Origin of the sequence: Flavobacterium sp. WC2409, from assembly GCF_041200085.1 — a bacterium.
Classification (GTDB): Bacteria; Bacteroidota; Bacteroidia; order Flavobacteriales; family Flavobacteriaceae; genus Flavobacterium.
Map to the genome: position 1 here is coordinate 3,568,867 of NZ_CP165625.1, position 12,234 is coordinate 3,581,100.

Here is a 12,234-nt window from a genome sequence, read left to right on the forward strand (position 1 = left end):
TTATTATTTTAAAGCTTTACTTATTCTATTTCAGAAACTCTCATGGTATTTACCATTCCTTTTTCTTTGATAGGCATTGCAGCTAAGTTGATAAGAAAGTCACCTTTAGTAACATATCCTTTTTCTCTTGCTATTTCATTTATATCAGTAACAGTCTCATCTGTACTTACTACTTTATCATAGAAATAAGATTTAACTCCCCATAATAAACTTAGCTGAGTTAAGATTCTTTTGTTAGATGTAAATACTAGAATATGTGCTGATGGTCTCCAAGCTGAAATTTGAAATGCAGTATACCCACTATTTGTCAAGGTACAAATTGCTTTTGCTTGAATAGCATTAGCCATAAGGGCAGCGTGACGACAAATTGTTTTAGTAATAAAACGTTTTGTTTTTATTTGTGGTGTGTTTTGTGGTACTTGAATAAGCGGTGAGTCTTCAACTGCTTTAATGATTTGGGTCATTTTTTCAATTACCTGTACTGGATAATTACCTGTAGCCGTTTCTCCTGAAAGCATAACTGCATCTGCACCGTCCATTACTGAGTTCGCAACGTCATTTACTTCAGCACGTGTTGGAGTTAAGCTAGTAATCATAGTTTCCATCATTTGCGTCGCAACAATAACTGGAATACGAGCCATTTTAGCTTTACGTATTAATTCTTTTTGAACTAGGGGTACTTCATGAGCTGGAAGTTCAACTCCAAGATCTCCACGAGCAACCATTAATCCATCACAATAAGCTACAATCTTATCGATGTTTTCTAATGCTTCAGGCATTTCGATTTTCGCAACAATCGGAATTTTATATTCTGAATGTTCTGCAATTAAGTCCTGTAAATCTTTTAAATCTTGAGGTGTTTTCACAAAAGATAGAGCAATCCAATCTACTTTTTGTCCAATTGCAAATATAGCATCAGCGATATCTTTCTCTGTCATTGCTGGAAGAGAAATTTTAGTATTAGGTAAGTTTACTCCTTTTTTTGATTTCAACTCACCACCTTGTATTACTCTTGCAACAACTTCGGTTTTTTTATCAGTTTCAACAATCTCAAAAATAAGTTTTCCGTCATCCAATAAAATTCTTTCCCCAGGATTTACATCGTTTGGGAAATTTTTATATTTCATGAACACTTTTTGTGCTGTTCCAAGAACTTCTTCAGCAGTAGTAAAAGTAATTAAGTCACCGTCATTTACAACTACTCCTTCATTCATTACTCCTACACGAAGCTTTGGTCCTTGTAAGTCTCCAAGTATCGCTGTAGTGTATCCAAATTCTTCGTTAAGTCCTCTTATGATATTGATTTTTTCTGTAACATCAGAATAATCTGCGTGTGAGAAGTTAACTCTAAACACATTTACCCCTGCGTCGATCATATCTTTTATAATCTCTCTGGTACTACATGCAGGTCCAAGTGTGGCTACAATTTTGGTTTTTTTGTTTGTAATCATTTTTATTAAAAAATTAAATTGTTTTTTGATTTTATTTGATTTGTATCTACTGTGTAAACTGTAGATATACTTTCAATGGTATTTAATATTTCTTTAATTTTTGAGACATTAATCGTGTCTTGAGTATTTTCAATTTTTAAAAAATAATCTGCTTTTTTAAATTCTGGGAGCAAATAAACTTTTGTCGAAATCTCCATTGTTATATTTGAAAATAAATTTTGAGCTGTATCTTTTGTATCCTGATAAACCTCATTTTTATTTTGAATTAAATTCCAAGAAATAGCATTTTCTGAGTCATAATAATAAAATCTAGAAAATTTTGTTTCTCCTTCTTTTATGTTAATTTGAACTTCATCCTTACTTTTTCCTAGAATTATTGGAAGTTTTTGATTGATAAAAAACGCTAATCGATAATCTTCCAGTGCAGTATGTATAGCAATAAGATTATAGTCTATTTCGTCAAATTCTCCAAGATCCAGTTTATGAATAGCCATATTCATGTAAAATATGTTGTAAATATAGTATTTCTATCGAAGTTAAAGAACGGAAAATGTAATGATTTCGTTAATTTATGAACGAAAACGTTGTAGTTTTAATGAATTTAATATTATTTCTTATCCATTTTTTCTTGAAATGCAAAATAAGCACGTTGTGATGCTTTTTCTTCAGCCTTCTTTTTTGATGTTGCTCTTGCTTTTGCGATGACTTTTTCGTCAATACTTAATTTAACTCCAAAAAGACGTTCTCCATCAATGCCGTTATCTTCATAAATGTCATAATGGAATATTTTCTTTTCTTTTTGACACCATTCGATAACTAAGCTTTTGTAGCTAATTACTTTTCCTTCTAATCTAGAAATATCTACATAGGGAAGAACGACTCTTTTTTGAATGAATTTTTCACAATATTCATACCCTTTATCAAGATATATTGCACCCACTAATGATTCAAAAATATTTCCATGAATATTTTCTCCAAAATGTTGCACGGGTACTTTGCTTTCGATAAATCGAATTAAATTTAGGTCTTTTCCTAATTCATTCAAGTGTTCTCTACTTACAATTTTTGAGCGCATCTTAGTAAGGTAGCCTTCATCACCATGTGGTGCCTTATTAAATAAATGTGCAGCTATTACAGCACTTAACATGGCGTCACCTAGAAATTCTAGTCTTTCATAATTAATAGGATTTCCTTCTGCGTTCAACCGATTGGAAGAACGATGGGTGAATGCTTTTCTATAGTGCTCAATTTTTTTTGGCGCAAAGCCTAAAATCTTTTGAATAGCATCAAAAAAAATCCCGTCTTCTAGAGAACGGGATTTCGAAAATATTTTTCTTATTATACTCATAGGTTGGTTACAAGTCTAATTTTTTTACTAATACGCATGCGTTGTGTCCACCAAATCCAAAAGTATTACTCATAACCACTTTCATGTCTCTTTTTTGAGCTACATTAAAAGTAAAGTTTAATTTAGGGTCAATATTTTCATCATCTGTAAAATGATTTATTGTTGGAGGAACTAATCCGTGTTTCATGGAGAGAATTGAAGATATGGTTTCAACAGCACCAGCGGCACCTAGAAGGTGACCAGTCATTGATTTTGTTGAATTCAAATTCATGGTGTATGCATGATCGCCAAAAACATGCTCAATTGCTTTTGATTCGGCTAAATCTCCTAATGGAGTTGAAGTTCCGTGCATATTTACTCCATCTACATCTGTAGGCTTCAATCCAGCATCTCTTAAGCAATTTAACATTACATTTTTAGCACCTAATCCTTCAGGATGTGGAGCTGTAATGTGATGTGCATCTGCAGACATACCGCCTCCACCTATTTCGCAATATATGTTTGCACCTCTAGCGATTGCGTGTTCGTATTCTTCAAGAATTAAAGCTCCAGCACCTTCTCCAAGTACAAAGCCATCTCGGTCTTTATCCATTGGTCTTGAAGCAGTTTTTGGATCATCATTTCTTGTTGATAGTGCATGCATGGCATTAAATCCACCCATACCAGCAATTGTTACTGCGGCCTCAGATCCACCAGTTACCATGACATCTGCATGTCCTAGTCTAATATAGTTAAAAGCGTCAATAATGGCGTTTGTAGAAGAAGCACAAGCTGAAACGGTTGCAAAGTTTGGACCTCTAAAACCATATTTAATGGAGATATGACCACTGGCAATATCTGAAATCATTTTTGGTATAAAGAAAGGATTGAATTTTGGTGTACCGTCGCCAGCGGCGAAGTTCAACATTTCGATTTGAAATGTTTCAAGTCCTCCAATTCCAGAACCCCATATTACACCCGCTCTGTCTTTGTCTAATTTTTCAAAATCAAACCCTGCGTCACGAACTGCTTCTTCAGATGAAACCATTGCATATTGTGCATAACGGTCCATTTTTCTTGCTTCTTTTCTGTCTAGAAAATCTTCGACATTAAAATTTTTCAATTCGCAAGCAAACTGTGTTTTGAATTTTGTAGCGTCAAAATAAGTAATTGGAGCTGCGCCACTAACACCGTTAATAAGGGCGTTCCAATATTCTTGAATATTATTTCCTATAGGAGTAAGAGCACCTAAACCTGTTACAACAACTCGCTTTAATACCATAACTTATGTATTTTGTTATCTTTAAACAAATAAAACCCACGCTTTCTTTACTGTATTGTTATTACAAAAAAGCCGTGGGTATTAGATTATAAATATCTTTTGGATTGAACTTCAATCCCGAATTTCATATTTAAAAAAATAATAACACCCGCTTACAAAAGTTGCAAGCGAGTGTGTGTTTATTATTTTTTAGCTTCTTCGATGTAAGAAATAGCTTGACCAACAGTAGCAATGTTTTCTGCTTGATCGTCTGGAATTTGAATGTCAAATTCTTTTTCGAATTCCATAATAAGCTCAACAGTGTCTAATGAGTCAGCTCCTAAATCATTAGTGAAGCTTGCTTCTGTTACAACTTCGTTTTCGTCAACGCCTAATTTGTCTACGATAATCGCTTTTACTCTTGATGCAATGTCTGACATAATCTTTAATTTTAGAATTTAATTTGTTGGCAAAAATAAAAAACTTTATTTTAAAACAACCAATAAGTTAATAAATGTGTCAACTAAATTATAAAATAAATTAAAACAAAGGCTTCTCAATGTTATTTATTTTCATTTTTTATTCCTTTTTTTGCGTTATTAAAATTGTGTAGATTATGAAAAAAATAGTTGTTTTCGCTTCCGGATCGGGTACTAATGCTGAAAATATCATAAAGTACTTTAAGGAAAATGAAAGTGGGACTGTTGTTGCAGTGTTTACAAACAATTCTAAGGCAATGGTTATTGAGCGTGCAAGTAAACACGAAGTTCCGACGGAAGTTTTTTCTAAAGACGATCTATTTGAAGGTAAAGTACTACAAAAGATTAAGGCAATTCAACCTGATTTGATCGTTCTTGCCGGATTTCTATTGAAATTCCCCGAGAATATTATTCATGCTTACCCCAATAAAATCATTAATATTCATCCTGCATTATTACCTAAATATGGAGGAAAAGGAATGTATGGTATGAATGTGCATAGAGCGGTGGTTGAAAATAGAGAATCAGAAACTGGAATTACGATTCATTATGTTAATGAGCATTATGATGAAGGAGGGATTATATTTCAAAAGAAAGTGACTGTTTTAGGTACGGATACATCAGAAGTTGTTGCCGAAAAAATACACGATCTAGAGCAAAGGTATTTCCCAGAAGTTATAGGGGATCTTTTGAAAAAATAAAACAATACATTTTTTATCGCTAGATAAATTAAAATTCAATAAATGGACTACGAAGTACATATATATACTGATGGTGCTGCAAAAGGAAACCCTGGAAAAGGAGGCTACGGTGTAGTCATGGAAAGCGTTGTGGAGGGTAAGACGTATAGAAAAGAATTTTACGAAGGTTTTAGACGAACTACTAATAATAGAATGGAGCTATTGGCGGTAATTGTAGGATTAGAAAAATTGAAAAATCCCAATACAAAAGTGTTAGTGGTGTCGGATTCGAAATATGTAGTAGATTCTGTTGTTAAAAAATGGGTGTTTGGCTGGGAGAAAAAGAAATTCGTTGACAGAAAAAACTCCGATTTATGGAAACGGCTCCTAATTATCTATAGAAAACACCAGGTTGATTTTAAGTGGATTAAAGGGCATAATAATCATCCTCAGAATGAAAGATGTGATGAACTTGCTGTTATGGCTTCCGTGCAAAAAGAGGTTTCGGTTGATACTTTTTATGAGAAAGAAGAAGGTAAAGTTTTATGAAAATTTTGCGAGTTTCAACCTTTGCAACTCTGAAACTTATAAACTATCTTTGCGCCTTAATTCGAAATTCATAAAATGAACAAATTATTGATTGTTGGAACTGTTGCTTTCGACGCTATTGAAACTCCTTTTGGTAAAACAGATAAAATTTTAGGTGGAGCTGGAACTTATATTGGTCTATCGGCTGCTTTTTTTAATTTACAATCTGCCATAGTTTCTGTGGTTGGGGATGATTTTCCACAAGAATATTTAGATTTATTGACCGAAAGAAATATTGATATTTCTGGTCTTGAAGTAGTTAAGGGAGGTAAGACATTCTTTTGGAGTGGGCGCTACCATAACGATTTGAATTCTAGAGATACTTTAGATACGCAGTTAAATGTATTGGCTGATTTTCAACCCAAAGTACCTGAAAATTATAAAAATGCTGATGTAGTAATGCTTGGAAATTTACATCCGTTAGTACAAAGTAGTGTTTTGGACCAAATGGAAACCAAGCCTAAGTTAGTTGTTTTAGATACAATGAATTTTTGGATGGATTGTGCATTACCTGAATTGCTTGATGTGATAAAACGCGTTGATGTGATTACGATTAATGATGAAGAAGCAAGACAACTTTCTGGAGAATATTCTTTAGTTAAGGCTGCAGCCAAAATTCAAGCAATGGGACCAAAGTATGTTGTAATTAAAAAAGGGGAGCATGGTGCATTATTATTTCATGATAAACAAGTTTTCTTTGCGCCCGCCTTGCCATTAGAAGAAGTATTTGACCCTACAGGAGCAGGGGATACATTTGCAGGTGGATTTGCAGGGTTTATTACTCAAAGTGAAAATGTATCTTTTGAGAATATGAAAAATGCCATTATCTATGGATCTAATTTAGCTTCTTTCTGTGTGGAGAAATTTGGTACAGAGCGAATGGTTGATTTAGATAAAAATGAAGTGATTTCAAGATTGAAACAATTTAAATCGTTAACACAATTTGATATAGAATTATAACATTCAAACCTCGGAAACGGGGTTTTTTTGTTCAAAATAAAAAGTAAGGATTATCCAGTTAAAAGAAGTTTTTCTTAAGCTAGGTTAAGAGACGGAGAACAAAAAAAGTCGGAATCTTGTAATTTCAAAACATAAAATATTAAAGATTACGAAAGTGAGTTTAATAGTATAAAAATAAACACAACAAACAACTACACAATGAGCGATGCTTTACAACACGAATGTGGAATAGCCTTAGTTAGACTACTTAAACCGCTTGAATTTTACAAAGAAAAATATGGTACTGCTTTTTACGGAATACAAAAAATGTATCTCCTTATGGAAAAGCAGCACAATCGAGGTCAAGATGGTGCTGGTTTTGCAAGCATAAAAATGGATGTTAATCCAGGGGAGCGTTACATTAGCCGCGTACGATCCAATAATGCGCAACCAATCCAAGACGTCTTTGCTCAAATAAATGATAGAATAAATGAGGAGATGTCTTCTCATCCTGAATATGCTGATAACGTAGCGCTTCAAAAAGAAAACATTCCCTATTTGGGGGAATTGTTTTTAGGACATGTTCGTTATGGAACTTTTGGAAAAAACAGTATTGAAAGTGTACATCCTTTTTTACGTCAAAGTAATTGGATGCATCGAAATCTTATTTTGGCTGGGAATTTTAACATGACTAATGTTAAGGAGCTTTTTGAGAACTTAGTTGAATTAGGGCAACATCCAAAAGAAATGGCGGATACGGTTACAATTATGGAAAAAATTGGTCATTTTCTAGATAAGGAAGTGATGCAATTGTATCAAGATTGTAAAGAAGAAGGTTTGTCAAAAAGAGAGGCGTCACCTGTAATTGCAGAGCGACTAGATATCGCTAAAATTTTAAGACGTTCCTCTAAAAACTTAGATGGAGGATATGCTATGGCAGGACTTTTAGGACATGGTGACTCATTTGTGTTTAGAGACCCAGCAGGAATTCGTCCAGCTTATTTTTATCAAGATGACGAAGTTGTTGTTGTCGCTTCTGAAAGACCGGTTATACAAACTGTTTTTAATGTTCCTTTCGAAAAAGTGCAAGAAATTGAGCCTGGAAATGCATTAATAATCAAGAAAAACGGTACTGTTACAATGGAAGAAATTCTAGTTCCAACAGTAAAAAAAGCATGCTCATTTGAAAGAATTTATTTTTCTAGAGGAAGTGATGCCGAAATATATCAAGAAAGAAAAAACTTAGGGAGATTGATATTGCCTGCTGTTCTTGAAGCTATTGATGAAGATACTGACAACACAGTTTTCTCCTATATTCCAAATACGGCCGAGACTTCGTTCTATGGTTTAGTGGAAGCGGCTCAGGATTTCTTGAATCAACGTAAGAATAATTTTATTTTAGAAAATAGAAATATACTAACTAAAGAGACTTTACAAGAGCTTCTTAAAGTAAAAATCCGCACAGAAAAAGTAGCTATTAAGGATGCAAAACTTAGAACTTTTATCACTGAAGATAGTAGTCGTGATGATTTAGTGGCACATGTATATGATGTTACTTATGGTGTTATTAAGCCAACTGATAATTTAGTTATTATTGATGACAGTATTGTAAGGGGAACTACATTGAAAATGAGTATCATAAAAATGATGGATCGTTTAAATCCAAAGAGGATTGTTGTAGTTTCATCGGCACCTCAGATTCGTTTTCCTGATTGTTATGGAATTGACATGGCTAAATTAGAAGGATTAGTTGCCTTTAAAGCAACTTTGGAGTTATTGAAAGAAAGAAACTTATATCATATTGTTGATGAAGTATATGCTAAATGTAAAGCGCAAGAAAACTTTGTAGACACTGAGGTTGTGAATTATGTAACTGAGATTTATGCACCTTTTCAGCCACAAGAAGTTTCAGATAAAATTTCAGAGATGTTAAGCTCTCCTGAAATCAAAGCTGAAGTTAAAATTATTTTTCAAACAGTTGAAGATTTACATATAGCATGTCCTAAAAATTTAGGGGATTGGTATTTTACAGGGGATTATCCAACTCCTGGAGGGAATAGAGTAGTAAATAGGGCATTTATGAATTTTTACGAAGGAAAAGATGCAAGAGCATATTAAGAATTGTTAAAACAGGTAATTTATCGGTTTTATGAGTTGTTTGTCTTAAATATTTGGATTGATGAAGCAACTAGTATAAATTTGAATCACCATAACATTAGTAGGTTAAGTTTATGGTAGATTTGGGGCAAAAAAGGTGGAAGGAATTCCACCTTTTTTATTGGATTAAAGTTTCTGAAAAGAAAAATAGAAAAAAGAAGAAAGAGAATCGGACATATAATAAAGACGAGTAAGCTAATTAGTTTGTTCGTCTTTTTTATTGGAATAAAGTTCTTCAAAAACGAGAAAAAAGGGATCAATCCCAAAACCTGTGGAGCAACAAAAATTAAGCATAAATATTTGTTAGTCTAAAAAGGAAAAACTCAATGTTCCTAACACCTCTAAATTGAGATCTAAACGCTTTTATTTTGGCGTTGAAAGATTCAGCTGATGCATTTGTGCTTCGATAATCAAAATAGTTCAATATGTTTTGATAATGATTGATTATGGTTCGAGATATTGTATTGAAAGACTTAAACCCAGATTGACTTACCTTTTCATGCCATTTTGCAAGTCTAGCAAAACCGATTATTTTATCGGCTGTACTTTCAAAAATGTTGCGTAATCCTTGAGATAGATTGTAAGCCTCTTTGATATCAGGATATAATTCAAATAATAAATGGGCACGTTGTAATTGATTTTCAGACCATTTTGATTTATTCTTGTATAAGAAATAGCGACTTCTGGCTAGTAATTGTTTAAGTGTATCCCCGTTAGTCAACACTACAGATTCGAACTTTTTCTTGTTTTCCTTGGCTTTTTCTATAGCTTCATTTTCCTGATCTATTGCTTGCCAACGGTATTTGATTCTGATTTCTTGTAAGGCCTCTGTGGCCAATTTTTGAACGTGGAATCTATCGATGACACGAGTTGCATTAGGAAAACATTTCTTGGCAATTAACCCCATATTTCCTGCCATATCTAGGGTTATCTCTGTGACTAGATTTCGTTGTTTAAGAGGTATCTTTTCAATGATAGCGATTACTGTTTCAGCTTTAGTTCCAGCAACCATTGCAACGATGGTTCCTTTTCTACCTTTTGCTGCTTTATTAGTTAGAATTGTATAGAGCTCACCGTTGGATAGTGAGGTTTCGTCCAATGACAGTCTTTTTCCAATGTTTTCAGGAAAAATAAGCCATTCTTTTGCGTGTGGTTTTTGATTCCAGATTTTAAAATCACTTAAGAAATCTTTGTAATGATGTTGCAGATTCTTACCGCTTACACCGTAGAAAGAAGCAATAGCATTGCAATCATTAGGCTTGGAATCTATTGATTTCTTTTAAAAAAGACGCGAACTCCTGTGTTACCCGAGTTCCGTCTGCTACTAAATTCCAATCCCTAAATACAACTTGTCCACTATCTTCGTTAAGCCATCTTCTGCGGGTGATATGTAGATAAACTTGATGTCCACGGATTGGAAAATCTTGAACAGTTATCTCATCAAAGAATCCTTTTGAACTTAATTTGTTTTGACGATATTCTTTTGGAATCGAATTAATCTCTTTTAAATAAAGATGAAGAATTTCTTCCCCTTTTTTATATGAAGTAAGTTCAAAATAATCAACTATAATTTCTGGTAACAATAACTTGAGAAGTTCAACAAAAGAATCTTGCATTTGTATTAAATTTATAAATACAAATATCTTAATTTAATATTTCCCCACAACATTTAGACTTGATCCGAAAAAAGTGGGTTTAGAGCAAAAAAAATAGACAAACAACTTTCTAGTCATTTGTCTATTCTCGATATTTTTTATTTTATGTTCTTGTGAAAAAACTATTTTTCAGAAGCATATCTTCTTGAAACTTCAGTCCAATTGATAACATTGAAGAAAGCTTCAATATAATCAGGTCTTCTGTTTTGGTAATGCAAATAATAAGCATGTTCCCAGACATCCATTCCTAAAATTGGTGTTCCTCCACAACCAATTCCAGGCATTAAAGGATTGTCTTGATTAGGAGTTCCGCAAACATCAAGTTTTCCACCTTTATGAACACATAACCAAGCCCATCCTGAACCAAATTGTGTTGCGCCTACTTTGCTGAATTTAGCTTTAAATTCCTCAAAAGATCCAAAAGCAGCTTCAATTGCAGCAAGTAAATCTCCTGTTGGAAGTCCACCGCCATTTGGTGACATTACAGTCCAGAACAAGTTATGATTATAAAATCCTCCACCGTTATTACGTACAGCAGCGTTTTTCATATCAAGATTAATTAGAATGTTATCGATTGTTTTGCCTTCCATATCTGTACCTGCTATAGCAGTATTTAGGTTGGTAGTATAAGCGTTATGATGCTTTGAATGGTGGATTTCCATAGTACGTGCATCAATATTAGGTTCTAATGCATCGTATGCATAAGGTAACTGAGGTAATTCAAAAGCCATGATATATTTGTTTAATGATTTATAAAATTTATTCAAATTTAAACATTTAACTTTGGAATTGGAAATTCTATTTAGTTATAATTTCATTAAAAAAATCTATTACCAAGAAGATATGTGTTTTTTTTGTGTTTATTTTTCCTAAGAAAACGGATATTATTTAAATACATTAGTTGGGTATTTGATTCGTTTTTAAGATTGTGCCATTGCTATGCAAATAATACTGATTTTTGCACCAGGAATTTTCAGTAATGCTCGTGAACATGCTTCAAGTGTTGCTCCAGTTGTTATAACATCATCTATTAGTATAAAATGCTTGTTATGATATTTTTCTATAGTTGATACATCAAATACAGATTCAATTCCTTCTGTTCGACCTAAAAGATTTTTCTTGGATTGCGTTTTGGAATAGACTTTTCGAATTAAAATGGAGTCATTATACGCTATATTTATTTCGTTAGATAGTGCTAGCCCAAAAGTGGTGACTTGATTATAGCCTCTTTCACGAAGCTTTTTTTTATGTAACGGAACTGGAATAATTATATCTGCAGTTTGTAGGATAGTTATCTTTTTTAAATCATCGGCATACCAATTCCCTAATACAGTACCTATTTCTTCTTGTCCCTTATATTTTAATTTATGAATTACTTCTTGTACGATTCCTTTTTTATGAAAATAGAGATGAGCTGACGCATATTCAATCGGAATTCTACCATAGAATTTTTTAAAAGCTTCGTTTTCGGGGTTCAAATGATGGTTTGTTAAAGGGATATGATGTCTACAAAGGGTACAAATTGTATTTTCATTGGCAACTAATAAAGAATCACAACCAGCACACGCCTTAGGAAAGAATAGGTTTATAATGTTTTTGAACATACAAATAGTAATTTATTTATAAAAATATGAAAATCAATGCTTCAATCTTCATCAATTTTCTTTTTTTTAAGTTGACTTTTTATATTTTTGCAT

13 protein-coding genes are annotated in these 12,234 nt (G+C 33.0%); 4 read left to right on the top strand and 9 right to left on the bottom strand.

Annotated elements, in window-relative coordinates; genetic code table 11:
- Positions 1 to 20 precede the first annotated feature (20 nt).
- The 5 genes from pyk to AB3G34_RS15295 all read right to left on the bottom strand — a co-directional run bounded on the left by pyk (position 21) and on the right by AB3G34_RS15295 (position 4,479).
- Entirely contained in the window at positions 21 to 1,451 is a 1,431-nt protein-coding gene (gene pyk / locus AB3G34_RS15275; protein ID WP_367773001.1) for a pyruvate kinase, read from the bottom strand.
- Between the two features lie 5 nt (positions 1,452 to 1,456).
- Entirely contained in the window at positions 1,457 to 1,951 is a 495-nt protein-coding gene (locus AB3G34_RS15280) for an IPExxxVDY family protein (protein ID WP_369752938.1), read from the bottom strand.
- A 107-nt stretch (positions 1,952 to 2,058) separates the two neighbouring features.
- Positions 2,059 to 2,799 carry a ribonuclease III gene (gene rnc / locus AB3G34_RS15285; RefSeq protein WP_369752939.1) on the bottom strand — a complete coding sequence of 247 codons (741 nt, stop codon included), beginning with the start codon at positions 2,797 to 2,799 and terminating at the stop codon, positions 2,059 to 2,061.
- Positions 2,800 to 2,806: 7 nt separating this feature from the next.
- Positions 2,807 to 4,060: a beta-ketoacyl-ACP synthase II gene (gene fabF, locus AB3G34_RS15290; protein ID WP_367756509.1), complete on the bottom strand. Its 1,254-nt coding sequence runs from the start codon at positions 4,058 to 4,060 to the stop codon at positions 2,807 to 2,809.
- A gap of 182 nt (positions 4,061 to 4,242) precedes the next feature.
- Positions 4,243 to 4,479 carry an acyl carrier protein gene (locus AB3G34_RS15295; protein ID WP_007137004.1) on the bottom strand — a complete coding sequence of 79 codons (237 nt, stop codon included), beginning with the start codon at positions 4,477 to 4,479 and terminating at the stop codon, positions 4,243 to 4,245.
- Between the two features lie 176 nt (positions 4,480 to 4,655).
- Here AB3G34_RS15295 and purN point away from each other — a divergent pair, with 176 nt between their 5' ends.
- The 4 genes from purN to AB3G34_RS15315 all read left to right on the top strand — a co-directional run bounded on the left by purN (position 4,656) and on the right by AB3G34_RS15315 (position 8,843).
- On the top strand, positions 4,656 to 5,219 hold the full coding sequence (gene purN, locus AB3G34_RS15300) for a phosphoribosylglycinamide formyltransferase (protein WP_369752940.1): 564 nt from the start codon (positions 4,656 to 4,658) through the stop codon (positions 5,217 to 5,219).
- A gap of 42 nt (positions 5,220 to 5,261) precedes the next feature.
- Positions 5,262 to 5,747 (top strand): ribonuclease HI, encoded by a 486-nt coding sequence (gene rnhA, locus AB3G34_RS15305; RefSeq protein ID WP_367773007.1) that lies wholly within the window; start codon positions 5,262 to 5,264, stop codon positions 5,745 to 5,747.
- A 75-nt stretch (positions 5,748 to 5,822) separates the two neighbouring features.
- Positions 5,823 to 6,746, top strand: coding sequence for a PfkB family carbohydrate kinase (locus AB3G34_RS15310; RefSeq protein ID WP_367756525.1), 924 nt, complete (start codon positions 5,823 to 5,825; stop codon positions 6,744 to 6,746).
- Between the two features lie 198 nt (positions 6,747 to 6,944).
- On the top strand, positions 6,945 to 8,843 hold the full coding sequence (locus AB3G34_RS15315; protein WP_367756527.1) for an amidophosphoribosyltransferase: 1,899 nt from the start codon (positions 6,945 to 6,947) through the stop codon (positions 8,841 to 8,843).
- Positions 8,844 to 9,168: 325 nt separating this feature from the next.
- Here AB3G34_RS15315 and AB3G34_RS15320 read toward each other — a convergent pair whose 3' ends face one another.
- The 4 genes from AB3G34_RS15320 to AB3G34_RS15335 form a co-directional block, all read right to left on the bottom strand.
- Entirely contained in the window at positions 9,169 to 10,089 is a 921-nt protein-coding gene (locus AB3G34_RS15320; RefSeq protein ID WP_369754110.1) for a transposase, read from the bottom strand.
- A 46-nt stretch (positions 10,090 to 10,135) separates the two neighbouring features.
- Positions 10,136 to 10,498: a transposase gene (locus AB3G34_RS15325; RefSeq protein ID WP_367753414.1), complete on the bottom strand. Its 363-nt coding sequence runs from the start codon at positions 10,496 to 10,498 to the stop codon at positions 10,136 to 10,138.
- A 161-nt stretch (positions 10,499 to 10,659) separates the two neighbouring features.
- A complete protein-coding gene (locus AB3G34_RS15330; RefSeq protein WP_369752941.1) occupies positions 10,660 to 11,268 on the bottom strand; it encodes a superoxide dismutase in 609 nt (202 codons plus the stop codon).
- A gap of 189 nt (positions 11,269 to 11,457) precedes the next feature.
- Complete coding sequence (locus AB3G34_RS15335; RefSeq protein ID WP_369752942.1) at positions 11,458 to 12,141, bottom strand: ComF family protein; 684 nt, start codon at positions 12,139 to 12,141, stop codon at positions 11,458 to 11,460.
- Between the last annotated feature and the right edge of the window lie 93 nt (positions 12,142 to 12,234).